At 64.9% G+C, this 24,590-nt stretch carries 23 protein-coding genes, 2 tRNA genes and 1 riboswitch; of the genes, 5 read left to right on the top strand and 20 right to left on the bottom strand.

Translation table 11 applies throughout. The annotated features are described in order from the left end of the window. Positions 1–84: 84 nt before the first annotated feature. The 3 genes from SA87_RS06690 to gdhA all read right to left on the bottom strand — a co-directional run bounded on the left by SA87_RS06690 (position 85) and on the right by gdhA (position 3,304). Positions 85–672, bottom strand: a complete 588-nt coding sequence (locus SA87_RS06690; RefSeq protein ID WP_066201052.1) for an SAF domain-containing protein — start codon at positions 670–672, stop codon at positions 85–87. 552 nt (positions 673–1,224) lie between these two features. Continuing rightward, positions 1,225–1,374 (bottom strand): hypothetical protein, encoded by a 150-nt coding sequence (locus SA87_RS13160; RefSeq protein ID WP_156423577.1) that lies wholly within the window; start codon positions 1,372–1,374, stop codon positions 1,225–1,227. 550 nt (positions 1,375–1,924) lie between these two features. Then, positions 1,925–3,304: an NADP-specific glutamate dehydrogenase gene (gene gdhA, locus SA87_RS06685; RefSeq protein WP_066201049.1), complete on the bottom strand. Its 1,380-nt coding sequence runs from the start codon at positions 3,302–3,304 to the stop codon at positions 1,925–1,927. Between the two features lie 329 nt (positions 3,305–3,633). On the opposite strand from gdhA, the gene SA87_RS06680 reads away from it, so the two are divergent. Beyond that, on the top strand, positions 3,634–3,948 hold the full coding sequence (locus tag SA87_RS06680) for a hypothetical protein (RefSeq protein WP_066201047.1): 315 nt from the start codon (positions 3,634–3,636) through the stop codon (positions 3,946–3,948). A 113-nt stretch (positions 3,949–4,061) separates the two neighbouring features. Here SA87_RS06680 and SA87_RS06675 read toward each other — a convergent pair whose 3' ends face one another. From SA87_RS06675 to SA87_RS06600, 17 genes are all read right to left on the bottom strand, one after another. Then, positions 4,062–5,222: a universal stress protein gene (locus SA87_RS06675; protein WP_066201044.1), complete on the bottom strand. Its 1,161-nt coding sequence runs from the start codon at positions 5,220–5,222 to the stop codon at positions 4,062–4,064. Between the two features lie 151 nt (positions 5,223–5,373). Further along, a complete protein-coding gene (gene kdpC, locus SA87_RS06670; protein ID WP_066201041.1) occupies positions 5,374–5,946 on the bottom strand; it encodes a potassium-transporting ATPase subunit KdpC in 573 nt (190 codons plus the stop codon). A 108-nt stretch (positions 5,947–6,054) separates the two neighbouring features. Further along, complete coding sequence (gene kdpB, locus SA87_RS06665; RefSeq protein ID WP_066201038.1) at positions 6,055–8,106, bottom strand: potassium-transporting ATPase subunit KdpB; 2,052 nt, start codon at positions 8,104–8,106, stop codon at positions 6,055–6,057. A gap of 6 nt (positions 8,107–8,112) precedes the next feature. Continuing rightward, a complete protein-coding gene (gene kdpA / locus SA87_RS06660; RefSeq protein ID WP_066201036.1) occupies positions 8,113–9,810 on the bottom strand; it encodes a potassium-transporting ATPase subunit KdpA in 1,698 nt (565 codons plus the stop codon). 72 nt (positions 9,811–9,882) lie between these two features. Beyond that, a complete protein-coding gene (gene kdpF / locus SA87_RS14380) occupies positions 9,883–9,957 on the bottom strand; it encodes a K(+)-transporting ATPase subunit F (protein WP_415579297.1) in 75 nt (24 codons plus the stop codon). A gap of 457 nt (positions 9,958–10,414) precedes the next feature. Then, positions 10,415–10,568: riboswitch (cyclic di-AMP (ydaO/yuaA leader) on the bottom strand. 122 nt (positions 10,569–10,690) lie between these two features. Next, entirely contained in the window at positions 10,691–11,764 is a 1,074-nt protein-coding gene (locus SA87_RS06655; RefSeq protein ID WP_066201033.1) for an ABC transporter substrate-binding protein, read from the bottom strand. Continuing rightward, positions 11,761–12,534, bottom strand: coding sequence for an ABC transporter permease (locus SA87_RS06650; protein ID WP_066201064.1), 774 nt, complete (start codon positions 12,532–12,534; stop codon positions 11,761–11,763). The genes SA87_RS06655 and SA87_RS06650 overlap by 4 nt, the downstream gene beginning before the upstream one ends. Positions 12,535–12,599: 65 nt before the next feature. After that, the gene (locus SA87_RS06645) at positions 12,600–13,400 is read right to left on the bottom strand and encodes an ABC transporter permease (protein ID WP_066201030.1); all 801 of its coding nucleotides are present in this window, start codon (positions 13,398–13,400) and stop codon (positions 12,600–12,602) included. Positions 13,401–13,669: 269 nt separating this feature from the next. Next, positions 13,670–14,821 carry an ABC transporter ATP-binding protein gene (locus SA87_RS06635; RefSeq protein ID WP_082910496.1) on the bottom strand — a complete coding sequence of 384 codons (1,152 nt, stop codon included), beginning with the start codon at positions 14,819–14,821 and terminating at the stop codon, positions 13,670–13,672. A 223-nt stretch (positions 14,822–15,044) separates the two neighbouring features. Continuing rightward, on the bottom strand, positions 15,045–15,257 hold the full coding sequence (locus SA87_RS06630; protein WP_066201025.1) for a hypothetical protein: 213 nt from the start codon (positions 15,255–15,257) through the stop codon (positions 15,045–15,047). A gap of 166 nt (positions 15,258–15,423) precedes the next feature. Beyond that, a complete protein-coding gene (glmM, locus tag SA87_RS06625) occupies positions 15,424–16,776 on the bottom strand; it encodes a phosphoglucosamine mutase (protein WP_066201023.1) in 1,353 nt (450 codons plus the stop codon). Positions 16,777–16,829: 53 nt separating this feature from the next. Continuing rightward, positions 16,830–18,134 (bottom strand): CdaR family protein, encoded by a 1,305-nt coding sequence (locus tag SA87_RS06620; protein ID WP_066201020.1) that lies wholly within the window; start codon positions 18,132–18,134, stop codon positions 16,830–16,832. Next, positions 18,127–18,957, bottom strand: coding sequence for a diadenylate cyclase CdaA (cdaA, locus tag SA87_RS06615; protein WP_066201061.1), 831 nt, complete (start codon positions 18,955–18,957; stop codon positions 18,127–18,129). The genes SA87_RS06620 and cdaA overlap by 8 nt, the downstream gene beginning before the upstream one ends. 244 nt (positions 18,958–19,201) lie before the next feature. Then, the gene (gene rocF, locus SA87_RS06610; protein WP_066201058.1) at positions 19,202–20,095 is read right to left on the bottom strand and encodes an arginase; all 894 of its coding nucleotides are present in this window, start codon (positions 20,093–20,095) and stop codon (positions 19,202–19,204) included. Positions 20,096–20,211: 116 nt separating this feature from the next. Next, on the bottom strand, positions 20,212–20,352 hold the full coding sequence (locus SA87_RS13500) for a hypothetical protein (RefSeq protein WP_169816923.1): 141 nt from the start codon (positions 20,350–20,352) through the stop codon (positions 20,212–20,214). Positions 20,353–20,357: 5 nt separating this feature from the next. Beyond that, positions 20,358–20,434, bottom strand: a tRNA-Pro gene (locus SA87_RS06605). Between the two features lie 4 nt (positions 20,435–20,438). Then, a tRNA-Arg gene (locus SA87_RS06600) sits at positions 20,439–20,515 on the bottom strand. Positions 20,516–20,788: 273 nt separating this feature from the next. On the opposite strand from SA87_RS06600, the gene SA87_RS06595 reads away from it, so the two are divergent. The 4 genes from SA87_RS06595 to SA87_RS06580 all read left to right on the top strand — a co-directional run bounded on the left by SA87_RS06595 (position 20,789) and on the right by SA87_RS06580 (position 24,546). Further along, positions 20,789–21,232 carry a hypothetical protein gene (locus SA87_RS06595; RefSeq protein ID WP_066201018.1) on the top strand — a complete coding sequence of 148 codons (444 nt, stop codon included), beginning with the start codon at positions 20,789–20,791 and terminating at the stop codon, positions 21,230–21,232. A 115-nt stretch (positions 21,233–21,347) separates the two neighbouring features. Beyond that, positions 21,348–22,652 (top strand): hypothetical protein, encoded by a 1,305-nt coding sequence (locus SA87_RS06590; protein ID WP_066201016.1) that lies wholly within the window; start codon positions 21,348–21,350, stop codon positions 22,650–22,652. Positions 22,653–22,676: 24 nt separating this feature from the next. Continuing rightward, positions 22,677–23,303 carry a DUF2249 domain-containing protein gene (locus SA87_RS06585; RefSeq protein WP_245637669.1) on the top strand — a complete coding sequence of 209 codons (627 nt, stop codon included), beginning with the start codon at positions 22,677–22,679 and terminating at the stop codon, positions 23,301–23,303. Between the two features lie 28 nt (positions 23,304–23,331). Then, positions 23,332–24,546 (top strand): hypothetical protein, encoded by a 1,215-nt coding sequence (locus SA87_RS06580; RefSeq protein ID WP_066201014.1) that lies wholly within the window; start codon positions 23,332–23,334, stop codon positions 24,544–24,546. Positions 24,547–24,590 lie beyond the last annotated feature (44 nt).

Here is a 24,590-nt window from a genome sequence, read left to right as displayed (position 1 = left end):
TGAGCCATCCGGTATCCCTCCTGGTGAAGTGGTTTCTTCTCCGTCTCACATTCTACCAAAGAGGGCCGGATGGCTCATTTTATGTTACCTGGACCATCCGTTTTTACACATGATACCGGACACGACTTCGAGCGGGACGGAGATATAAACCCGTTTTGCCGGTTTGTTTTCTGGTCCCTCGGTGACATCGGCCACCTCCAAGTCGGTGCGGAAGATGACCGTCTGTGGACTTCCGCCGTCGACTTTCCGGGAAATCAACAGATCCGCCCGATCGAACGGTTTCAAGTAAGGATCGATGTAGACTTTCTCACTGGCATCCACCGGCACGAGGCGCAGACGGGCATTGTCCAGAAATGAAGCCGGCTTCAACATGCTTTTGGAAATCCATTCTCCTTTGCGCAACGGAATGAGCGACGTATTTCCCTCAAGTTCCGACAGATCGGTCACGTGTTCTTCCCGCACATATCGCTTCGGAATGCTGATCGTCATCACCATCGTTTTCGTGATCGGCTCTCGGGCCGCAATGTCGGTGGCCGCGACGTAAATCGGAACCAGGCCCCCAAGCTGTTCCGTCACATCCTGCATCTGCTGATAAACGCGCAGCGCCGCAAAACCCGCAAGCACCAGAGATAAAAGCAGCAGGATTCGTGCCCGGCGCTCGCTCGGGAGCATCCTTGTTTCACCTTTCCTCATCCGTTTTGCGTTTTTTCGGCTCCTGACTTGTCCATTTCTAAAGTTGATTTTAAGGGCAAAAAAATGGCTGTCAATGGGTCATTTAGCCTACTCTATAAATTTAATAAATCCTTAATAAAGGATTAACAATCCCTTAATAATCACCGAGTAAAACGCTTACAATCGCCGATTTCGAGCGCTCGATCCATCAATCATCCATAAGTCAATCCTCCATTAGTCATAGGAAAAAAGATAGTCATAGGAAAAAAGACCCACCAGGAGCGCAAATAAAATACGACGACGGAGCCCTTCACCGGATGTTTTCCGGTTCAAAGCTCCGTCTGACTGTGCGATGAACGAACACGTCAATTATAGACCAGCCGTCTGTATATCATTACGGATCAGAGCCTCGTTCCGTTCGCTCCTCAAAAGTGGCCGAGGTCATCGATGAGACCGGCCGAGACCGCATCGTCGAGCGCCATCACCGCCCGCACGAAATGCCACGTCACATCCTGGATCAGAGGTCACCAGAGGCTTCCTCTACCTGGGACTTTAACGGAGCACGCCGCGGGCTTTGAGTTTAAAGAGCTGATAGATCATGGGCTTGAGAATGATCGAAGTCTTCCCCGATCGAGGCGGGCCGATGATGAGCATGTGCATGAAGAGATCTTTGCCGCTCCAGAGAAGACGGATGGTGATCATCTCCTTTGCAAAAGGGGCCGCGGGTTCTGCCTGGGTCCAGAAACGGGGACCCTGCGAACCATGGCCGAAGGAGGCTTGGAAGAGAAGCGCGGATCGCTGAAAATGCGGTGTCCGGCCAAGGCCTGCGGCCTCTCCTGTGCCGGAGTGACCCGGTGCCCCGTGGCGAGGGGATGGCGCATTCGGATGGACGTCGATCGGCGTTTTTTTTCGCGATTGCACGCGGGAGCGCGAGATGGGCGCGAGGGTACCGCAAGCGTACGGCGGTGGAGCGCATGTTTTCCCGTTCCTCCCGGCTCTGGCAAAGCGGCGCAGGCCGGTCACATCGCCGAGGACGGCGACGGTGATGCCTTCTTTGAGATCGAGTTTGGCCAGCGCTTTCGTCAGGCGTGCTCCATGGGCCGGATCCGGCGATCGAGCTTCTCAAGGACCCGGGCTTTGGCCGCCTGAAGCCGGCGCCGGCGCCGCGATCCTTCCTTACGACGCGCGGAGTTCCGCGAACGACAAGCAGAGTTTCAGAACGACGGGCAGTTTTCTTCGGACAACGACCACCTCAGATGACCCCCTGCGCCGCCATCGCCTTGGCGACCCGGAGGAAGCCGGCGATGTTCGCGCCGGCGACGAGGTCGCCCGGGACACCGTACTGGCCGGCGGTCGCGAGCGCCGTCCGGAAAATGGAGTGCATGATGTGCTTTAAGTTTTCTTCGACTTCTTGGAACGTCCACGAAAGGCGCATGCTGTTTTGCGCCATCTCCAGCGCCGAGACGGCGACGCCGCCGGCGTTGGCCGCCTTCCCGGGCGCGAAGAGGACGTCCGCCTCTTTGAGGCGCCGGATGGCCTCAAGGGTCGTCGGCATGTTGGCGCACTCGCCGACGGCGACGACGCCTCCGGCGATGAGGGCCTCGGCGCCGGAGAGGTCGAGCTCGTTTTGCGTCGCGCTCGGCAGGGCGATATCGCACGGCACGGTCCAGATCTCGGCGCTCCGGGGGACGTAGCGGGCGTTCGGCCGCGCCTCGGCGTACTCCCGAACGCGGCCGCGGCGGATTTCTTTGATCTTTTTCATGAGCGCCACGTCGATGCCGTCGGGGTCGACGACGTAGCCGTCGGAGTCGCTCATCGCCACGACCGTCGCTCCGAGCTGGGTCGCCTTTTCGGCGGCGTAGAGGGCGACGTTCCCGGATCCCGAGATGACGACCCGGCTCCCGGCAAACGACCGATTCCGCGTCCGGAGCATCTCCTCGACAAAGTAGACGCAACCGTAGCCGGTCGCTTCCTTCCGGACGAGGCTCCCGCCGTAGCCCAAGCCCTTCCCGGTGAAGGCGCCGGCCTCAAAACCGCCCCGGATGCGCTTGTACTGGCCGAACAAAAAGCCGACCTCCCGTTCGCCGACGCCGATGTCCCCCGCCGGGACGTCGACGTCCGGTCCCATGTGGCGGTAGAACTCGGTCATAAAGCTCTGGGCGAAGCGCATCACTTCCATCTCCGACTTCCCCTTCGGGTCGAAGTCGGCGCCGCCCTTGCCGCCGCCGATGGCGAGGCCGGTGAGGGCGTTTTTGAAGATCTGCTCAAAGCCGAGAAATTTGATGATGCTCGCGTTCACCGTCGGATGAAAGCGGATACCGCCCTTGTACGGCCCGATGGCGCTGTTGTACTGCACGCGAAAGCCGCGGTTCACCTGCACCCGGCCGGCGTCGTCGACCCACGGCACGCGAAAGGTGATCATCCGCTCCGGTTCGACGAGCCGCTCAAGGATGCCGAGGCGCCGGTACTCCGGATGAGCGGCCAGGGCGGGAACGAGCGTCGGCAACAGCTCCGTCAGCGCCTGATGGAATTCCGGCTCGCCAGGCGAGCGCTCGATCGTCCGGGTGAGCACGTCCTCGACGTACCGCTCCGCCGCCGCCACATCGGCGGTCGTGACCAGTCCTTCCAGCATGACCTCCACTCCTTTTTTCGGCTTTCCGCCCTTGAGAGGTCTTTCTCTCTCCGAAGGGCCTCTCTTGTTCCGTGTCCCGTCTTCCGGCGCCGGCCTCTGTTCCGGCCGGCCCGGGCCGAAAGCGGTCCCGGCGCGGCCGGCGACTTTGTTCGCGTCGTTCCCATCGTATCAAAGACGACGCATCGAAACAAAAGAACCGCTCGATAAAATCAATCTTAAAGTGAGATGACGAGACCGGTCCGTTTCTGTTCTAATCCAGTTGAACTTCATTCGGATTTGTGATATAACAAAAGCAACACCGCAGAAAGCGGCGGGAAGGGGAGAGGGGCATGCGGAGCGCAAGTTTTGTCTATGACCCGGAGCTGGAGCTGGAACTTCCCGAGGCATCGCCGAACGAGTTTCGTCCGGAGACGGCCGACGCCGAGACGCTCCTTCGCCTCGAGCGGGCGGCCGGCCTCATTCCGGACCGGATCCGGGCTCTGGAGGCCCGGTACGAGACGCTGTACCGGTCGGCGCTGGAACAGGAAGGCGAGGCGTTTTATGCCGCCATGGACGAAGCCGTCGCCGTCGCCCGCCGGATCGCCGATCTGAACGTCTGGTACATGCGCCTCACCGGCCAGCCGATCACGCCGTACTACGGGTAAGCGAGGACGCCGACCCGAAAAGCGCAAAAGAATCAAGGTTCAAATTCCGCAATCGTCCATTCCCGCCTCGAAGCGGCACCTCCCGGGTGTCGCTTTTTGCCGTTCTTCCGCCTTCAGCGGGTTTTTTCCTGGCCGTTTCCGACGATGAGGACGTCGACGAAGCGGGTTCGCTCCATGATGCGGTTGGCCAGGGAACCGCGAAGGATCTCCTGCCAACGGCTCATCCCCGTCTGGCCGAGGACGACCTGGGTGATGGCGTTTTCCTTGATGAACTCGACGATGACGTCGATCACCGGCCGGCCGCCGGCAGCGCGGATGAAAAACTTTCCGCCGAGGATCTTCGCCAGCGCCTCGATTTCCCGGAGTTTTTTCCGCTCCGCCTCCGACAGCCGATCCGCCGGCTTCGTCGGGACGTGGAGGATAAAAAGCTCCGCCTTCATCCGCTGGGCGATCCGCCAGCCCCGGCGGATGAGCCGCTCGGCGTTGCCGCCGTCGCTCACGAGAACGAGGATTTTCGGGCTCGCGCCGGCGACTTCTTCCGCGCCGTCGTCCTCCCGGTATTCTTCGAGGCGTTCGTCGACGTCGTCGGCGAGCTCCCGGAGGGCGAGCTCGCGAAGGGCGATGAGGTTCGTCGGTCGGAAGAAATGCTCGAGCGCCTGGGGGATTTTTTCCGGTCGGTAGATCTTTCCCGCTTTGAGGCGCTCGAGGAGCTTTTCCGGCGGGAGGTCGACGAGCTGGACTTCGTTGGCCACGTCGAGGATCCAGTCCGGCACCCGCTCCCGGACCTTGACGCCGGTGAGGTCTTCGACGATGTCGTGCAGGCTTTCGAGGTGCTGGATGTTCATCGTCGACAGGACGCTGATGCCGGCGTCGAGGATCTCCAGCACGTCCTCATAGCGCTTTTTGTTTTTTGAGCCGGGGACGTTGGTGTGGGCCAGCTCGTCGACGATGACGAACTGGGGCCGGCGCTTGATCACGCCCTCGACGTCGAGTTCGTAAAAGGTTCGTCCCTTGTATTCGATCGGCTTCAGCGGAAGCACGGGAAGCGCGCCGATCTGCTCCGCCGTCGCCTTCCGGCCGTGGGTCTCGACGACGCCGACGACGATGTCGACCCCTTCGGCCAGCATGTCGTTCGCTTCCCGGAGCATCGTGTAGGTCTTGCCGACGCCGGGGGCGGCGCCGATGTAAAGCTTGAAGTACCCCCGCTTCGACCGCTCGATCTCTTTCAAAATCTGCTCCGGCGACTTCCGCCGCCGTTCCGCCGCTTCGGCCACCGCCGCCCCTCCTTCGCGCGTCCGGCCTTCGGACGTCTTCGGTTCTCTCATTATTGTACCGAAGGCGGCGCACGGCGGGAGCGGCCGTCCCGACGACCCGCGACGGGGACGGCCGTCCCGGCGACCCGTTCCACCGGTGGGGCCGCCGGGCTTACCGCCGCCCGGCGAGAAGCGCCCGCAGCGCTTCGTTCAGGACGTTCACGTTAACCCGCGGCTCGCCGAAGAGGCCGAGCTCCCGGGGAAGCGCGACGCGGTCGATGAGGGCCAGAAGCTCCGCCTCGGGGATGCCGGTGGCGCGGCTTATGCGCGGCACCTGCGCCCGGGCCGCCGGCAGCGAAAGGTCCGGGTCGAGGCCCGAGCCGGAGGCGGTGACGAGGTCCGCCGGCACCGGAAGCGCCGGATCGCCGGCCTCTTTCCGGACGGCGTCCATCCGGCGCAGGACTTCCGCCTGGTAGTCGGGCCGGGCAACGGCAAGGTTCGTCCCGCCGGAGTGGAGCGGATCGTACGCTTCGCCCGCCGGTGGCCGGGGGTGGAACCAGCCGTCGCCGGCGTACGGCTGGGCGATGAGGGACGAACCCCGGACGGTCCCGTCCGCGTCGACGATGAGGCTCCCGGCCGCCTGGTGGGGAAAAAGCGCCCGGGCGACGACCGTCGTCACCGCCGGGTAGACGAGGCCGGTGATGACCCAGAGGACGAGGGAGAGGCCGAACGCCTGTCTTACCATCGCCGATCTCCTTTCGATCCAAGCCGCTTTGCCGGTCGTGGCCGCCATCCGAAACCACCGTCGGACGTCCCGGCGCGGCCTCACGTGTTTTGGCGTCGCGCCGGCTTCTCACCGGACGCCGAAGGCGACGAGCAGGAGGTCGATCAGCTTGATGCCGACAAACGGCGCGATGATCCCGCCGAGGCCGTAGACGAGGAGGTTTCGCCGAAGGAGCCGGTCCGCCGTCGTCGGGCGGAAGGTCACGCCCCGGAGGGCGATCGGGATGAGGAGCGGGATGATGATCGCATTGAAGATGAGGGCCGAAAGGACCGCCGTCGTCGGCGAAGCGAGGCGCATGAGGTTGAGGGGCTGAAGCTCCGGCAGCGCCTCCGCGAACATCGCCGGCAGGATGGCGAAGTACTTGGCGATGTCGTTGGCGATGGAAAATGTCGTCAGCGCCCCGCGGGTGATGAGGAGCTCCTTTCCGAGGGCGATGACCGTGAGGATCTTCGTCGGGTCATTGTCGAGGTCGATCATGTTCGCCGCCTCCTTGGCGGCCATCGTGCCGGAGTTCATCGCCAGGCCGACGTCCGCCTGGGCGAGGGCCGGCGCGTCGTTCGTCCCGTCGCCGGTCATCGCCACCCGGCGGCCCTTCGCCTGTTCGGCCCGGATGATCGTGATCTTGTCCTCCGGTTTGGCTTCGGCGACAAAGTCGTCGACGCCGGCCTCTTGGGCGATCGTCGCCGCCGTCAGGGGGTTGTCGCCGGTGACCATGATCGTCCGGATGCCCATCGCCCGAAGCTCGGCGAAACGCTCCTTCAAACCGGGCTTGACGACGTCTTTGAGGTGGACGGCCCCGAGGGCCCGGCCGGCGTCGGCCTTCAGTTCGGCGATGACGAGCGGCGTGCCGCCGCTTCGGGCGATGGCGTCGGTCCGCTTGAGAAGGGCGTCCGGAACCCGGCCGCCGACCCGCTCGAGCTCCCGCCGGACGGCGTCGACGGCGCCCTTGACGAGGCGGGTGCCGTCGGGAAGGACGAGGCCCGAAAGGCGCGTCTCGGCGCTGAAAGGAATCGGCGTGCTCCCCGCCGGCGCCGGCCTTTCGCCGCCTTTCCTCCGGGCGAGGTCGACGATCGAGCGGCCTTCGGGCGTCTCGTCATACAGCGAGGAGAGGTACGCCGCCTCAACCGTCTCCGCCTCGGAGACCCCCGGCGCCGGAATGAATTCGCTCGCCATTCGGTTGCCGTACGTGATCGTCCCGGTCTTGTCGAGAATGATCGTATCGACGTCGCCGCTCGCCTCGACGGCCTTCCCCGACAGGGCGATGACGTTGAAGCGGGCGACCCGGTCCATGCCGGCGATGCCGATCGCCGAAAGGAGCCCCCCGATCGTCGTCGGGATGAGGGCGACGAGGAGCGCCACGAGCGTCGCCACATCGAGGTCCGCGCCGAGGTAGCGGGCGATCGGGACGAGGGTGACGATGACGACGAGAAAGATGAGGGTGAGCACCGCCAGGAGCGTCGTGAGGGCGATCTCGTTCGGCGATTTTTCCCGCTTCGCCCCCTCGACGAGGGCGATCATCTTGTCGAGGAACGACTCGCCCTTTCCGGCGGTCACCTCGACGACGATCCAGTCGGTGAGCACCCGGGTGCCGCCGGTGACGGAGGAAAAATCGCCGCCGGCCTCCTTGATCACCGGCGCGCTTTCGCCGGTGATCGCCGACTCGTCGATGGCGGCGAGCCCCTCGACGATCTCCCCGTCGGCCGGGATGATCTCCCCGGCCTCCACCCGGACGAGATCGCCCTTTTTCAGCTCGGACGACGGGACCATCTTCGTCGTCCCGTCCTTCAGAAGGAGGCGGGCCATCGTCTCCGTCCGCGTCCGGCGGAGGGTTTCGGCCTGGGCCTTCCCCCGGCCTTCGGCGACGGCTTCCGCGAAGTTGGCGAACCAGAGCGTCGCCGCCAGGATGAGAAAGACGGCGAGATTATACCCCCGGGAAGCGCCGGACGGGCCGAAGAGATCCGGCCGGAGGACGAGGAGGAAGACGATCGCCATCCCGACCTCGACGACGAAGAGGACCGGGTTTTTCACCATCTGACGGGGATCGAATTTGCGAAACGCGTCGACGGCGGCCCGGCGGAGGAGCGCCGGCGAATAGGGCGATTTGCCCGTCGCTTTTTTCAAGACCGCTCACCCCTTCAGCATCGCCAGCTGTTCTGCGATCGGCCCGACGGCGAGCACCGGAAAGAAGGCCAGCGCGCCGAGGATGAGGACGGTGAGCAGGTAGACGACGCCAAAGAGCGGCGTGTCCGTCCGAAGCGTCCCGGCGCCCGCGGCGACCGGCGTCTTTTTCGCCAGCGATCCGGCGATGCCGAGGAGGGCGATGATCGACACGAAGCGGCCGAGCAGCATGACGGAGCCGATCGTCGTGTTGTAAAACACCGTGTCGGCGTCGAGGCCGGCGAACGCCGAGCCGTTGTTCGCCGCCCCGGACGTGTAGGCGTAGAGCACCTCGCTCACGCCGTGGGAGCCGGGGTTCGCGATCGACGCCTGCGGGCCCGGCAGGGCGAGGGCGATCGCCGTCGGAACGAGGATGATGAACGGATGGGCAAGGAGCGCGATCGCCGCGAGCTTCATCTCCTTCGTCTCGATCTTCTTTCCGAAGAGCTCAGGCGTCCGGCCGACCATGAGGCCGGTGAGAAAAACGCCCAGGATGACGTAGAGGAGGATGTTCAAAAGCCCCGCCCCGTCGCCGCCGAAGACGTTGTTCAACATCATCTGGAAAAGAGGCACGAAGCCGCCGAGGGGCGTGAGCGAATCATGCATGCCGTTCACCGAGCCGGTCGTGGCGCCCGTCGTCACCGTCGTGAAGAGGGCCGAGCCGAAGAGCCCAAAGCGGACTTCCTTCCCTTCCATGTTGCCGCCGACGAGCCCCGCCCGGACCAGCTCCGGGACGCCGTACCGTTCGCTTCCGTAGACGACGCTCCACATGACGAGGAAGAGGAAGAAGACGGCGATGAAAAGCACCCACGCCTGCCGGCGGTTTCCGATCATCCGCCCGAAGGCGAAGATCAGGGCCGAGGGGATGAGCATCATCGACAGCATGTGGACGAGGTTCGTCACCGGCGACGGGTTTTCAAACGGGTGGGCGGCGTTGGCGCCGAAGTAGCCGCCGCCGTTCGTCCCGAGGTGCTTGATCGACTCGAAGGCGGCGACGACGCCCCGGGGGATGACCTGCGTCCCCCCGTCGAACGTCCGGGCGACGACCGATCCTTCGAACGTCTGCACCGCCCCTTCCGCGACGAGGAGGAGCGCCACGCCGAAGGCGAGCGGAAGGAGAAGCCGCGTGTGCGCCCGGACGAGGTCGACGAAGAAGTTGCCGAGATCCCGGCGCACGCCGGTGAGGGCCCGGACGAAGGCGATCGCCGCAACGATGCCGGTCGCCGCCGAGGTGAACATCGGATAGATGATGGCGAGCATCTGGGCCAGCGTGCTCATCGCCGTCTCACCGCTGTAGGCCTGCCAGTTCGTGTTCGTGATGAACGAAGCCGCGGTGTTGTAGGCGAGATCCGCCGGCATGTTGCCGATGCGATCGGGGTTGAGCGGGAGAACCCCCTGGGTCCGGAGGACGAGATACATGAGCGCCATCATGATCCAGTTCGTCACCACGAGGGCCGTCGCGTACGCCCGCCAGTCCATCCGGGCCTCCGGATCGATCCCCGCGACGCGGTAGATCGCCCGCTCTAGCGGCAGGAAAAACCGGTCCCCCGGCGCCGGCCCGTCGCCGAACACGCGGGCCAGGTAACCGCCGAGCGGGACGGCGAGCCCGGTCACCAAGGCGACGAACACGACGAGCTGCACGAGGTCGGCCCAAAGATCCGGCTTCACCGAAACATGCGCCTCCTTTAGAGGTCCGTGGCCGTTCGACGATGAACCGCGGCCATCCGTCCGGATCGTCCGTCAGAACCGCTCCGGATGCACGAGCACGTAGACGAGGTATCCCATGAGGAGCACCGCCACCGCGAGAAGCGCCACCACCCTGATCCGCTCCTTTCGGACCGAACGATCGACCGGCGGCCAGGCGCCCGCCTAAGCCCGGTCGGCGTACCGGATGAGGCCCAAAAACAGCCCGAACCAGACGAGGGAAAGGAGGGCCATCCCCAGATCCATCATCGCCTTCCGGCTCCTTTCTGGGCTCAAAGCCGCTTTGTTCTAAAATGCGGTCGCCGGACCGCGCACCGTCGATTCCGGCCCCTCCTTAGCATGGCCGGCGATGGAAAAAAGCGCCCTTCCGCTCCATCCCCCCAAAACAAAACGATCGGCCAAGCCCGCCCTTCAAAGCTCGGAAGCTTCAAAGGAACCGGTCTCGACCGATCGGTCCTCGCGCGGTCGCTCGGGCGGACGGCACGGGCGCCACCGGCGACGGGCCCGGCGTGGACCCGAGGCCAAGCGGGTCACGCTCACCCTGGCGCCGAGCGGCCCTTTCCGCCCGGAAGCTTCTCTGCCTGGCCGACGGGGTTAGCTGACGGGTAGGACGGCAGAGATCACGCCCCTCCGGGTTGCCCCGGATTAACCCCAATCCGTTGGGTCCCCCGCTCCCGGAAGGGGGGCAGGCCCTGCCTTCCGGGATTAGGCCGGTTGTCGATCCTCATCATACTCCCTCGCGAACGGCTTGGCAAGGGGTTTTCACTGATTTTCAGCCTATTTTCATCCGGCGCCGCATCCGGCGCCGCGGCGGACTTGCCCCCTTCCGCGGGCCCGATGGACCCTACTTCCGGTGCATCTTAAACGCCATATAGAGCTCGCTGTAGGCGGCGAGCGTCCGCCGGCCGAGGTCCCGGTACACCTCGAGGCGCCGGAGCGTCGCGTCGTCGGGATAAAAACGTCGATCGTCCCGAATCTCCGGCGGAAGGAGCGCCATGGCCGCCCGGTTCGGCGTGCTGTAGAGGATGTATTCGGTGTTTTGCGCCGCCACCTCGGCATCGAGGAGAAAGTTGATGAACGCGTGCGCTCCGGCGACGTTGCGGGCCGTCGTCGGGATGACGAGGCTGTCGAACCAGAGGTTCGATCCCTCTTCGGGGATGACGTAGTCGAAGGCGTCGTTTTCGTCGATCACCTCCGCTGCATCGCCGCTCCAGACGACGCCGATCGGCGCCTCCTCTCCGGCAAGGAGGAACTTGATCTCGTCGCCGACGATCGCCCGGACGTTCGGCTTCAGGGCGTCCAGCCGGGCCTTCGCCTCGGCGAGGTGCACCGGATCGGTGTCGTTCAGGCTGTAGCCGAGGCTCTGAAGCCCGAGCCCGATCACCTCCCGCACCCCGTCGATGAGGAGAATGCTGTCCCGAAAGCGCGGGTCCCACAGGTCGTTCCAGCTTCGGATCGCCCCCTCGCCGAGGGCCTCCCGGTTGTAGGCGATGCCGACCGTTCCCCAAAAATACGGCACCGAATAGCGGTTCCCGGGATCGAACGGCAGGTTCAAAAACCGGGGGTCCAGGTTCTTCAGATTCGGAAGGAGCGCGGGATCGAGCGGTCGGACGAGCCCTTCGGCGATCATGCGGCTTAAGGCGTACTCCGACGGCACGGCGACGTCGTACGGCGTCCCGCCCTGGCGGATCTTCGCCAGCATCGCTTCGTTGGAGTCGAACGTCTCGAGGACGACCCGGATGCCCGTCTCCGCTTCGAACGCCTGAAGCAGGGACGGATCGAGGTAATCGCCCCAGTTGAAGACGATGAGCGTCCGGTCCGCCGGCCCGCCGGCGGCGTGCTCGAGGCCGGCGAGGACGCCCCAGAGAAGAAGCGCCGCGGCGGCGACAAACCCGTACAGCCCTGCGATCGCCCTCATCGCCGGACGAACACCCCCCGGATTTTCGCCCCGTGCCGGGAGATGACGGCGTACCCGGCGGCAAAAAGAAGCGTCACGATGAAAAGGAGCACCGACAGGGCGTTGATCTCGAGCGAAATCCCGCGGCGGGCCCGGGAGTAGATCTCGACCGACAGGGTCGAAAAGCCGCTTCCGGTGACGAAGAACGTCACCGCAAAATCGTCCAGCGAATACGTGAGCGCCATGAAAAAGCCCGCCAGCACGCCCGGAGAGATGTACGGAAGGATCACCCGGCGCAGCACGTCCAGCGGCCCCGCCCCGAGGTCCCGGGCGGCGTCGAGAAGCGTCGGCGGCATCTCGTACAGCTTGGGCAGCACCATGAGCACGACGATCGGGATGGAAAAGGCGATGTGGGAAAGGAGCACCGACGTAAAGCCGAGGCGCAGGCCGAGGGCGGTAAAGAGGAGGAGAAACGAAGCGCCGATCACGACGTCGGAGCTCACCAGATGGACGTTGTTGAGCACCAAAAGCACGTCTCGCGTCCGCCGCCGGAGCTCGTAAAGCCCGATGGCCCCGAGGGTGCCGACGGCCGTCGCCGCCGCCGACGAAAGAAGGGCGATGAGGACGGTGGTGAGGGCGATGGCGATGAGCCGCTTGTCGTCGGCGATCGCCCGATACCACTCGAGCGTCCAGCCGGTGAAGCGGACCATCTGCCCGCCTTCGTTGAAGGAAAAGAGAAAAAGATACCCGATCGGCGCATACAGCACGAGGAAGACGGCGATCAGATACAGCCGGCCGAGCCAGCCGAGGCCGCCTTCCGCCGGCGCCGGCGGCTTTCCCGGAGGCGCGCCCCGAATCACGTCCGTTCCCCCTTCCGGCCGACGACGGCCATCACCGCCGCCATCATCACGACGAGCATGACGGCGATCGTCGCCCCCATGCCCCAGTCCTGCGTGACGAGAAAATGCTCTTCGATCGCCGTCCCGAGGGTGATCACCCGGTTTCCGGCGATGAGGCGCGTGATCATAAAGAGGGACAGCGCCGGAATGAACACCGCCTGCACGCCCGCCCGGACGCCGTCTAACGAAAGCGGCCAGATCACCCGCCGGAAGACGTCCCACCGCCCGGCGCCGAGGTCCCGAGCCGCCTCGATGAGCCCCGGCGGAATCTCCTCGATGGCGTTGAAGATGGGCAGGATCATGAAGGGGATGAAAATATAAATGCTCACGAGAAGAAAGCTGAAATCCGTAAACAGAAGCGGCCGCTCCGGAAGGCCGGCGGCGAGGAAAAGGGCGTTCACCGGCCCGTGAAGGGCCAGGAGTCCGAGGAAAGCGTACGTCTTCAGGAGCAGATTGACCCACGACGGAAGGATGAGGAAGATGAGCCAGAATGCCTTCTGCCGGGTGCGGGTGAGGAGATACGCCGCCGGATAGGCGACCGCCAGCGTGATGACGGTGATGAGAAACGCATACCCGACCGACGTCCCGGCCATGGCGAGATACGTCGGCGTCAAAAACCGCTCATAATTCGCGAGGGTCCAGGCGCCGTCGATGTCGCGTAAGGAAGTGACGACGACGAGCCCGAGGGGGAGGAGGACAAAAATAAGAAGCCATGCCCCATACGGAACGAAAAGCAGCCAGCGGAGCGCCGTGCCCATCTCTGACCTGGTTCGCAAAACCCCCTGAATCTCAGGCCGGGACCCCTCCGAACCAGGTCGTCACCTCCTTCCAGGAACCGGGGTCTCGGTTCAGGTGTCCCGCCCGGTGCGTCCGCGTGTTTTTTCGGGCTTGCCCGCACGGTCCCCGCCTCGAGCCTCCCTAACGGACGCGCCGTCCTTCCGTCCGGCGACCGACCGCCGAGACGGCGCCGCATGCCGGATGCGGCCGGAAAGGCCGCCGGGCGGGTTCAAAACGCCGCCCGCGCCGATCACGTGGCCGCCCCTTTGCGCGGCGGCGCCGTCCAGGCCGGCTCCTCCCGCTCCGGACGCTCCGGATCGTCCGCCCCGTCGTCTGTGGACCGATCCGGCAGGGCCCCGTCCGGCCGGCGCATGACGTGGATGTCTTCCGGATCGAAGTCGAGGCCGACCGCCTCGCCGGGCTGGGCCCGCCGGGTCGAGTGGACGAGCCAGCGATTCCCCGCCTCGTCGACGCCGATCATCTCGTAATGGACGCCGAGGAAGAGGACCGATTCGATCCGCACCTTCAGCTTGCCCCGCTCCGGCGGGACGAGCTCCAGATCTTCCGGCCGAATAACGACGTCGACCGGTTCATGAGGCCGAAAGCCCCGGTCCACGCAGTCGAACACCGTCCCGGCAAAGGCGACCCGGTAGTCGGCGACCATCCGCCCCGGAACGATGTTCGACTCGCCGATGAACTCCGCGACGAAGCGCGTCTTCGGCTCGTCGTAGATCTCCTTCGGCGTCCCCCGCTGCTCGATCCGGCCTTCGTTCAGCACGAAAATCTCATCGCTCATCGTAAGCGCTTCTTCCTGGTCGTGGGTGACGAAGACGAACGTGATGCCGAGACGCCGCTGCAGATCCCGAAGCTCGTACTGCATCGCTTTTCTGAGCTTTAAGTCCAGGGCGGACAGCGGCTCGTCCAGCAGGAGCACCTCCGGCTCCATGACGATCGCCCGGGCGATGGCCACCCGCTGTCGCTGACCGCCGGAAAGTTCCGAGATCTTCCGCCGCTCATAGCCGCTCAGGTTGACGAATTTGAGCGCCTCGGCGACCTTTCGCTCGATCTCCGCCGCCTTGAGCCGTTGGATCCGAAGGCCGAAGGCGACGTTTTCAAACACGTCGAGGTGCGGAAAGAGGGCGTAATCCTGAAACACGGTGTTCACCCGGCGCCGGTTCGGCGGCACGTCGTTGATCCGGCGGCCGTGAAAATAAATATCGCCCGACGTCGGCTTCGTAAACCCCGCGATCAGGCGAAGGATCGTCGTCTTGCCGCAGCCGGACGGGCCGAGGAGGGTGTAAAATTTTCCGCGTTCCAGTTCGAAGCTCACGCCCTTTAACACCGGCGGGTCGACGTCGTACTGCTTCGTCACCTCGACGAAGCGGATGATCGGTTCGGCCAACGCCCCGGCTCACCTCCCCGGTCGTGCTGGACCACCGTTATTATAAACATTCCCGGTCGAATGACAACCCTCTGCGACAAAAAAACACCCCGGCGCAAATAAAGCACCGAGGCCGAAAAAACGGGTCGATCGAACGGCGCCCCGGCCGACGGCCCGAAGGCCGATTTTGCGCCCGGCCGAAGGGGCCGAAGGTCGACGCGCCGAACGCGGTACCGGCCCGACCTTATGCGTCAAAATGGCTCAGATGCATCTTGAGACTTTCCACCTTTTCAGCGTCGACATAATAGATGGCATCGCCGCTTCGAAAGTGGATGAGGTTGTTCGCGTGATCGAACGTCGTGTCGCCGAGGTGAAGTTCCAGCGTCTCCCCAGAATCCAGGCGGAGGATGACCTCGCCCCATTCCTTGAGCTTCGCTTCGATCCAATCGAGTTTCATCGCCATCCCTCCCAAAGGGGCACCGGGGCGGGCGGCCGAAGCGGGACGGCCCAGGCGCCGGTGATCGTACCTTCACCTTACCACACCCGGCCGGCCGAATCAACCGACCGCCTCCCCCCGGCCGGCCGAATCCACCGATCGCCTCGGCCCGGACCCGGCCGCCCCATCAGCCGACCGACTCCCCCCGAACGCGGGCGATCGCCTCGGCGACCTGGGCGGCGATCGCCTCGGCCTGCTCCGGCGCCGGCGCCTCGACCATCACCCGGATGAGAGGCTCCGTCCCGCTCGGCCGGACGACGATCCGCCCCGCCCCGGCGAGGGCCGCCTCGGCGGCGGCGATCGCCTCCCGGATCGCCGGCTCCTCCTCCCAGCCCTCTTTCGACCGGACGCGGACGTTTTTCAGCACCTGCGGATACTTTTCCCATGTCCGGGCGAAAGCCGAAAGGGGCTTTCCGGCGCGCTTGAGGGCGCCGAGGAGGAGCACCGCGGTCAAAAGCCCGTCGCCGGTCGTCGCCCGGTCGAGAAAGACGAGGTGCCCCGACTGCTCTCCGCCGAGGACGTATCCGCCTTCCCGCATCGCTTCGACGACGTACCGGTCGCCGACGCGCGTCATGAGGAGCCGAATCCCGTGCCGCTCCAGGAACTTCACCAGGCCGTAGTTCGCCATCACCGTCGAAACGATCGTGTCGCCCGAAAGCCGGCCGGCCTCTTTCCAAAGCAGGCCAAACGTCGACAGGAGGTAGTCGCCGTCGACGATCTCGCCCGTCTCATCGACGGCGATCAGCCGGTCGGCGTCGCCGTCGAAGGCGAGCCCGACGTCGGCCCCGAGTCGGACGACCTCCTTCGCCAGCGCCTCCGGCTGCGTCGAACCGCAGCCGACGTTGATGTTCGTTCCGTCCGGCTGGCAAAAGATCGTCTTCACCTCGGCGCCAAGGTCCACGAACAGCCGGGCGGCGTACGGGCTCGCGGCGCCGTTGGCGCAGTCGATGACGACCGTGAGCCCCTCGAGCGACGTCTCGGCGGCGCTTTTTAAAAAGGCGAGGTACTTCTGGCCCCCTTCGAAGTGGTCGATCGCCCGGCCGATCTCAAGCCCCGACCGCGCCGCCCGCCGGTCCGGATCGCCGTCCAACAGCACCTCGATCGCCGCTTCGTCCTCATCGGACAGCTTAAAGCCGTCGGGACCGAAAAATTTGATTCCGTTGTCCTCCACCGGATTGTGAGAGGCGGAAATGACCGCCCCGGCATCGGCGCCGAGGGCTTTGGTGAGGTACGCCACCCCCGGCGTCGGCATGACGCCGAGGCGGACGACGTCGGCGCCGGCGGCCATGAGCCCCGCCACGAGCGCCGCTTCGAGCATCTCCCCGGAAAGACGGGGATCCCGCCCGACGACGACTTTCGGCCGGCGCCCGTGAGCGGCGAGCACCGTCCCCGCCGCCTGACCGACGGACAGGGCAAAGGCCGCCGAAAGCTCCCGCCCGGCGACGCCCCGGATGCCGTCCGTGCCAAAATATCGCCCCATTTTCGTCACTCCTTCACCGTGTTTCGCTTCCGGCTCCCCCGCCTTCCGCCCGCTTATGGCCGCCGCGATCCGTCGCTCCCCTCTCCGGAGGCCGGAACGGCCGGTTCGGCCGCTTCCGGCGCCGGCCGGATCTCGACGTCGACCGCCGGCGGCGTCATCCGGACGAGCGTCACCCCCGGCGGCAGATCAATCGCCGGCGCCAGCGTGTACGACCCGGCAGAAAGGCCGGCGGTCGGGAGGACCGCCCGAAGCGCCTCCGGCCGGATCGCCTGAACCGCCGACGGGTCTCCCCGCACGACGATCTCCACCGACTGGACGTCGCCCTGCACGACGACGGTGTGGCCCGGCGGCGCCGGCGCCTTGAGCGGAACGGTAAACGTCGCCTCCCCTTCCCGGGGGCCGATGCCGACCGCCGCCTCCACTTGAGACCCGTCGGCGGACGCCACCCCCGGCGGCAGGTGGAGGGGCACCTTGGCGACGACGTCCGCGCGGGCGCCGGCGATCGAAAGCGGACCGGCCGGGACGGTTTTCAGCTTCGCCAGGACCTCGGGCGACCCTTTGACCCGAACCGTCGCCGGCGTCACCCGGACGGCGAGCACCTGATAGCCGTCCGCCGGCGCCCCGGTGAGCTGAAGCTCCACCGGAAGCACGGCCGTCACCGTCCCGAGGACGACGTCAAGCCGGACCGCCGCCGGTTCGAGCCGGAGGGAAAGCGGGCGGCCTTCGGCGTCGACCGCGACGAGCGGCGCCTCCACCCCGCCAAGCCGCCCTTGGGCCTCGGCTTCCGGCCACCGCTCCGGCGGAAGGAGCGCATAGGCGCCCTTGGCCGCCCGCACGGCCGATTCCGGCCCCGAAAGGCGCACCTCCGAAGGCGTCACCGTCACCCGGGCGTCCGGCGGGAGGGCCTTCCACGCTTCCGGCGCCTCCGGCCGGCCGAGGCGGACGGCGACGGGGAGGCGCGCCTCCCCCTGGCGGACAACGTTCACCTGCACCGTCCGGGGATCGCTCGTCCCGACGACGCCCGGCGGAAGGCCCGCCACGAGGAGCGAAACGGCGTGGCGGCCGGTCGATCGGCCCCGGACGTCGGCGACGGCGACGACGTCCGCCGCCCGCACCGCTTCCATCGCCTGGGCGGTGCCGAAGAGCCGGACTTTTACCCGCTCCGGCTTCGCCTCCGCCTCGGCGCCGTCGTCATGGAGCACCCGAACCGGCACGTCGTACAGCCACCGCTCGCCGTAGACCGGCGGCGCCTCCGCCGTCCGGCCGCCGAAGTCGGTGTGGAGGATAAACCAAAGCATGAAGGCGACGGCAAGGGCGACGCCTTTGGCGACGGTGTTGTTCGCCAGCCACTTATCCATCGCGTTTCCTCCAGCCCCAGGACGCAAAGCGGCGTTCCGCCCGCTTATCGTCGCCCAGCTCAAACGTTTCCATGAGGAGCGCCCTGAGCGCCTCGGCCCCGAGCCCCCGGGCGAGGTGGCCGCCGACGGCGACCGAGACGTCCCCCGTCTCTTCCGAGACGACGACGACGACGGCGTCGGTCGCCTCGCTCAGGCCGATCGCCGCCCGGTGTCGGGTGCCGAGGGATTGGTGGATGGCCGGATTTTCCGTAAGCGGCAGATAACAGGAAGCGGCGGCGACGGCGTCGCCGACGATGATCGCGGCGCCGTCGTGGAGCGGGGTGTTGGGGATGAAGAGCTGAATCAAGAGCTCCTTCGTCACCGTTGCTCCGAGCGGAACGCCGGTTTCGATGTACTCTTTGAGGCCGACGTCCCGTTCGACGGCGATGAGGGCGCCGATCCGCCGCTTGGACAGGTAGTCGGCGGCCTGAAGGATCGCCTCGACGGTCTCCTCGCCGACGGCGCCTTCCCGGCGAAAGCCCCGCCGGCGAAACATCTGCCCGCTGCCGAGGTGCTCGAGGGCCCGGCGGAGTTCCGGTTGAAAAAGGACGAGCACCGCCACGACGCCCAGGCTGAAGGCCTGGGAGACGAGCCAGCGGAGCGTCGATAGCCCGAGGACGCTGCTTACAAGCCAGATGCCGACGATGACGACGAGCCCCTTCACCAGCTGCATCGCCCGGGTGCCGCGGACGAGGAGGATGAGATAGTAGATGACCGCCGCCACCAGGACGATGTCTACGGCGTCTTTCACGTACCCGAACCAGAGATCTTTGAGCCACCCGATCGACACACCCGTCTCCTCCGCCCGGCCGGTCGCGCCCGCCGCTCGTCGCCACGCCGGCGCACCGAGGTTTCGCCTACCGTCTCTTCCGCCCAGAGCCCCGTCTGGCGATCGTCCCGCCCTTCGGCGAGGGTCGAACTTCCGACACGACTGCATTGTAGCAGATCCGGGCAGCCGTTTGGGCGCCGCTTTGGCCAAAAGGGCCGGCGCCCGTCGCTCGGGCGCCGCGATGTCGGCCGCCCGCCGGTTACAGCAGGCGATCGCCGAGGAGCGAGCCGACGAGCCGCACCGCGGCAATGGCGGTCCGGTTCCGCTCGTCCAGGATGGGGTTGACCTCCACGACGTCGACCGAGCGGACGAGCCCCGTCTCATAGAGCATCTCCATCGCGAGGTGCGCCTCCCGGTACGTGATGCCGCCGGGGACCGGCGTCCCGACGCCCGGCGCGTCGCTCGGGTCGAGGGCATCGAGATCGAGGCTCACGTGAAGCGCCTCCACCGGCGGCAGGGCCGAAAGCGCCCGCTCCAGCACGGCGCTCATGCCGTAGCGGTCGATGTCGTGCATCGTGTACGCCTGAAGGCCGAGGCGGCGGATGAACGCCTTTTCCCCGGGATCGAGATCTCGTAAACCGAGCATCACGACCGCCTCCGGGCGCACCTTGGCGCCCGGCCCGCCGACGGCGACGAGGCGCGCATCGCCGTAGCCGAGGGCGACGGCGAGCGGCATGCCGTGGATGTTGCCCGACGGCGTCGTCTCCGGCGTGTTGACGTCGCCGTGGGCGTCGATCCAGATGACCCCGAGGCGGCCGCTGGCGGCGGCCGCGGCGCCGGCGATCGAGCCGATGGCGAGCGAATGATCGCCCCCCAGGACGACCGGGACGGCCCCGGCGACGAGATGTCCCCGCACCGTTTCGGAAAGCCGCGCCGCGACGGCGGCGACCGCGTCGGCGTACTTCACCGTCGGATCGCCGACGTCGACCGGCACCCCCTCCGGCAGCGCGACGTCTTCGTCGGCGACGATCCGGTGGCCGAGCCGGACGAGATGTTCTCGAAGGCCGGCGGTGCGGATCGCCGCCGGCCCCATCTCGACCCCGCGTCGTCCGGCGCCGAGGTCGAGGCGCCCGCCGATGATGGCCACATCCATCGTCATCCCTCCGCGCCTTTCGCAATCGGCCGCCGGTTCGCCTTTTTTGAAGCGGCCTTCTCCTCGTTTTTGGATCCGCCGTTTTGGGCGGTTTGACCCCCTGCCCGCTTTCCAGTTTAAAAAGCGCGGGGCGGCGGCTCAATCTCGCAGAACTCGGTATATTCATTCACTCCCGGCCCCTCGGCCGGCGCGGTTTTTTCGGCCATGCAAAAACCGCGGCCGAAGCCGCGGCGGCGAAAGTCTTCAAAAGTCTTCATCAGGGTGGTCGGGATTACAGGACTCGAACCTGTGGCCTCCTGCTCCCAAAGCAGGCGCTCTACCAAACTGAGCTAAATCCCGACCGTGGCGTGCCCGGAGGGATTCGAACCCCCGACCTTCTGATTCGTAGTCAGACGCTCTGTCCGACTGAGCTACGGGCACATGCAGCATCCCCATGATAGCACGACCGGAGGGGACGATCAAGGGGCCCGAAAATCGCGGCGAACGGGGCGGGCGAAAAAGAGCTTGACCGCCCGGCCCCCGGCGGCGCTCGACCCCGGGCGCGGGCCGTTTCGGGCTCGGGGCTTTCGCCCCCGAGAAAGTGACGGTCGTCACACTTTCCGAATAGAACCGGAGTTATACTATGGGCGGGAGTTATGCCGATATCGACGGCGCGTCCGGCAAACGGGCCTTCACGGAGGAACGGGGGAGCCGATGCGAACGGTCTATGCCATCCTGCTGTATCTCCACATCGCAAGCGTCATTTTTTCCATCGGTCCGTACGCGGTCCTCATCCCGCATCTTCGGCGCCTCCGGGACGACGATCCCCAGGCCCGCCGGGTGCGGCTCGACGATTTTCATTTCGCCGTCCGCGTCTCAAAACACGCCGGCCACCTTCTCGTGGCCACCGGCGTGCTCCTTTGGATCGTCGGGCGGTTTCCGCTCACCACTCCCTGGCTCGTCGCCTCGGTCGCCATTCTGCTTGCCGCGCTCTTCTTCCTCGCCCGGGCGTTTTCGCCGACGCTCAGGGCGTTGGAAGCGGGACAGATCGACGTCGCCCGCGCCGAGCGGCGGCTTCGGCGGGCGCTCTTTCTTTATCTCGGTGTCCTGTTTCTCATCATGGGCTTCATGATCGGAAAGCCGCGCCTCTGGGGCTGATGCGGCCTTCCCCGGTTCCGATCGGATGACGGGGCCCGCCGCATCCCGGGACCCGGTCAAAAGCCGGCCTTCCGGGCCGGCAAAATCCCCGCCGCTGGAAGGGAGGGCATCGCAGATGGTGCGACGGTTGATGATTCAGGCGCTTTTTTTCTATCTCGTTCTCAGCACACTGGGGACGATCCTCCGCCTCAAACTCATTTTCCCGCTGTTCCCTGATCTTCCATACATCCACTTGCTTCATGCACACTCTCACATCGCCTTTTTAGGTTGGGCCAATGTTGCCTTGATGGCCCTGATCATCTTTTTTTCCTTTCCTGAGCAAGGTGAACGCCTCTATGCATTCAAGCCCTTTTTCTGGTCGCTGTGGTTCATCAATTCCGGTCTTGTCCTGGCCTTCCTGGCACAGGCCTATGGCCCGATTTCGATCGCCTTTTCGACCTTATCCGTTGTTTTGTCCGTATGGTTTGCGATCCTCTACTTCCGCCATCACACGGTTTCAAAAACGAGTCGTATGGCGGTACGGTTCGTATCAACAGGCGTCATTCTCTATGTCAGTTCAGCCGTCGGTCTCGTCATGGTTGCCCTATCGATGGCGGCAAAGATCGGCGGGGAAGGATTATTTCACGCGGGCGTTTACTTTTACCTGCACAGTCAATCCAATGGCTGGATGATCTTTTCCCTGCTCGGGACGCTCCTGTTATTCCTGCATGAACAGGGGATTGCGCCGGATGAACGGCGTCTCAGACTGTCCTGGCTGCTTCTTATGTCAGGATTTTTACCTTCCTACCTGCCGCAGATTTACTTTTTGAACCCGCCCGGATGGCTCATCGCTCTGGGCATCTTGGGAACGTTCGGTTCTTGGTTAGGCGTGTTTTTGTTTTGGCGTGAGACGTTTTCGCATATGTTACGGTCGCTCCTTGTTCCCTCGCTACGCATGTTGTTTCTGTATTTTGTTGCAGCCATCATGATGAAGTATGGGCTGGAAGGGATCGGTTCGTTCCCTATCGTGGCGGCCATGATTGAGACGAACCGTCCCATCATCATCGGTTACCTGCATTTAACTTTACTGGGCGTCGTCTCATCCTACATTTTTTTGTCCCTCTTTGGGTTCGGGCTGGTGGCCGACCGTCTCGGATCGTCCCCCTCCGCCCGATCGACCTCCGGCTTATCGACGTCGCCCGCCCCATCGGAGCGCGGTTTCGTTTACGCCTACATGTTCCTGTCTTTCGCCATGGTGTTCCTGCTCTTTCTGTGGGGGCTCGCCATCTGGTCGGGTTTCCCGGTCGACGGGGGGCGGCTCAACGGGATGCTTGCCGTCATCAGCGGCCTTCTGGCCGTCATCGGCCTCATTCCCTTGCGCACGCTTCTTACGCTCAAGAATGTGCGCCATGTCACAGAGCTCCGGAAGCGTTCCGGGTAAACTTAAAGAGAACGATAATCGTTCGTGGAAAAGGTGGGCGCGATGGCCAATACGATCGAGCTCGACGTCCGACCCTACCTCCGCAAAAAGCTGGAACCGTTTCAACTCATCATGGAGCACGTCGCCAGGCTCGAACCTGACGATGTCCTCCTATTGCATACGACGTTCAAGCCGACGCCGCTCCTCGGCCTCATGCGGGCAAAAGGATATCACTACTCGGTCCAGAAAAAAGCGCGCGATCACTGGCTGATCGCGTTCAGTCGAAACAAGGCGCGCGTCAAGTCGGGGACGGATGGCGAAACAACGCTCGCGGAAGCCGGCGAGAAAGCGCCGATCGGGGGCGCGGAGACGGCTTCCGAAGCGGAAACCGTCAAGCATCCGAAAGGCGGGCTGCCGACTTCGGGGACGGCCGGAGCGCCTTCGGTCATCCGCCTCGACAACCGGGGCCTTGAGCCGCCCCTTCCGATGATGCGCACACTGGCCGCCCTCGAGCGGACCGACCCCGGAGATCAGATCGTCATTCATAACGACCGCGTCCCCGTTTTTCTCCTCGAAGAACTCGATCAGCTGGGTTATCCCTATCGAATCGAGGAGCAGCCGGACGGCAGTGCCGTCGTGATCATCACCAAACGACCCCCCGCCCACCCGTGAAACAAGGAGACGCAAGGAGACGGACGCCATGTACACCCTGCCGTTCTTGTTTCTCGTAAGCGGTCTTTTGAGTGCGGCGATCTATGCCGTTTCGACGTGGACGCCCCTCATGGCCTTGGTCTTCAGGGACCTTCAGTCGCCCGGCGCCCTTTATTTCGTGCATCTTTTCATGCTCGACGGGGCGCTGATGATCGCCTTCGGAGCCACCTACCAGTTGCTGTCGGTCGTGCTCGGCCGGGAAATATGGAGCCGGAAGCTTGGATTTGTCCACTATGCCTTCTTTGCCCTGGGCACGATCCTGCTCCTCGTCGCCTTTTTGAACTTCCGGCCGCCTGATATCGCTTTAGCTGCGACACTCGTTTGGATCAGCGTCCTCCTGTTTGCGGTCAATGTGGGCATGACCATGGGGCTGGCAAAGAAGTGGGACGCCGTCATTTTTTCCGTAGCGGGGGCAACGTTTTTTCTCGTCATGGCGGCGACCTTAGGCTGGCTGATGGGCCTTTCGCTCGCCGGATGGATCAAGCTGCCCCATCTCACCCCTATTTTGCTCGCCCATATGTGGTTTGCCGGCGTCGGCTGGTTCGGGCTTTTGATCTCGGGGTTTAGTTACAAGCTGCTCAGCATGTTTTTTCTGGCCCATGGGGTGCCTTTGGGGATCAGGCGGTGGACGAGCGCGCTCTGGTTTTTGAGCGGCTTTTTCGGCGGGTTCTCCTTTTTCATCGCCGGGCCGGGCCGCCTCTGGCTTGTCGGCCCGCTCCTTTTGGGGCTTGCGAGCCTGGGGTACGCCCTCCATGTCCGCCAGATCCAAAGCGCCCGCAATAAGAACAATCCCGGTCCCGGAATTCAACTGGCCGTACGCCTCAACGTTCTCTTGCCGGCGCTGAGCTTGTTGATCCTTGTGCTTTCCGGATGGCTCCTCCGGGAAAAGCCGGGACACGAGACCGCCGTCCGGTGGGTCGCGCTTATGATCGGCGCGTATCTGCTCGGTTGGGTTGGCCTGACGATCCTCGCTTATCTTTCCAAAATCTTTCCCTTTTTGTGGTGGACCGCCCGCTATGGTCAGCGGGTGGGGCAAGGCCGGGTGCCGACGGTGAACCAGCTTTTAAACGAGACCTGGACCAGGCGTCTCCTTCGACTCGTCTTCGCCCTTACCTTCAGCACCGTTCCGCAACTCATGGACAAATATTCCATCGAAGGAATACCGCCCCGGTTGCTTCCTGCTTCTTCGGCGGGGTGCTCGTAGACCGCGGCCAGCCGCGTTCCGCCGCAGAGCCCGTCTCCACAGGC

The sequence above is a fragment of the Hydrogenibacillus schlegelii genome, from assembly GCF_001653195.1.
GTDB lineage: Bacteria > Bacillota > Bacilli > Thermicanales > DSM-22653 > Hydrogenibacillus > Hydrogenibacillus schlegelii.
The sequence above is the reverse complement of the archived record's forward strand: the minus strand, read 5'-3'. Positions and strand labels throughout refer to the sequence as shown.

Excerpts from the sequence above, each read along its gene's own strand:
- SA87_RS06690 (WP_066201052.1), bottom strand. The coding sequence starts at position 672 with ATGCTCCCGAGCGAGCGCCGGGCACGAATCCTGCTGCTTTTATCTCTG.
- SA87_RS13160 (WP_156423577.1), bottom strand. The coding sequence starts at position 1,374 with ATGATCACCATCCGTCTTCTCTGGAGCGGCAAAGATCTCTTCATGCAC.
- gdhA (WP_066201049.1), bottom strand. The coding sequence starts at position 3,304 with ATGCTGGAAGGACTGGTCACGACCGCCGATGTGGCGGCGGCGGAGCGG.
- SA87_RS06680 (WP_066201047.1), top strand. The coding sequence starts at position 3,634 with ATGCGGAGCGCAAGTTTTGTCTATGACCCGGAGCTGGAGCTGGAACTT.
- kdpC (WP_066201041.1), bottom strand. The coding sequence starts at position 5,946 with ATGGTAAGACAGGCGTTCGGCCTCTCCCTCGTCCTCTGGGTCATCACC.
- SA87_RS06655 (WP_066201033.1), bottom strand. The coding sequence starts at position 11,764 with ATGAGGGCGATCGCAGGGCTGTACGGGTTTGTCGCCGCCGCGGCGCTT.
- SA87_RS06645 (WP_066201030.1), bottom strand. The coding sequence starts at position 13,400 with ATGGGCACGGCGCTCCGCTGGCTGCTTTTCGTTCCGTATGGGGCATGG.
- SA87_RS06630 (WP_066201025.1), bottom strand. The coding sequence starts at position 15,257 with ATGAAACTCGATTGGATCGAAGCGAAGCTCAAGGAATGGGGCGAGGTC.
- glmM (WP_066201023.1), bottom strand. The coding sequence starts at position 16,776 with ATGGGGCGATATTTTGGCACGGACGGCATCCGGGGCGTCGCCGGGCGG.
- SA87_RS06620 (WP_066201020.1), bottom strand. The coding sequence starts at position 18,134 with ATGGATAAGTGGCTGGCGAACAACACCGTCGCCAAAGGCGTCGCCCTT.
- rocF (WP_066201058.1), bottom strand. The coding sequence starts at position 20,095 with ATGGATGTGGCCATCATCGGCGGGCGCCTCGACCTCGGCGCCGGACGA.
- SA87_RS13500 (WP_169816923.1), bottom strand. The coding sequence starts at position 20,352 with ATGAAGACTTTTGAAGACTTTCGCCGCCGCGGCTTCGGCCGCGGTTTT.
- SA87_RS06595 (WP_066201018.1), top strand. The coding sequence starts at position 20,789 with ATGCGAACGGTCTATGCCATCCTGCTGTATCTCCACATCGCAAGCGTC.
- SA87_RS06590 (WP_066201016.1), top strand. The coding sequence starts at position 21,348 with ATGGTGCGACGGTTGATGATTCAGGCGCTTTTTTTCTATCTCGTTCTC.
- SA87_RS06580 (WP_066201014.1), top strand. The coding sequence starts at position 23,332 with ATGTACACCCTGCCGTTCTTGTTTCTCGTAAGCGGTCTTTTGAGTGCG.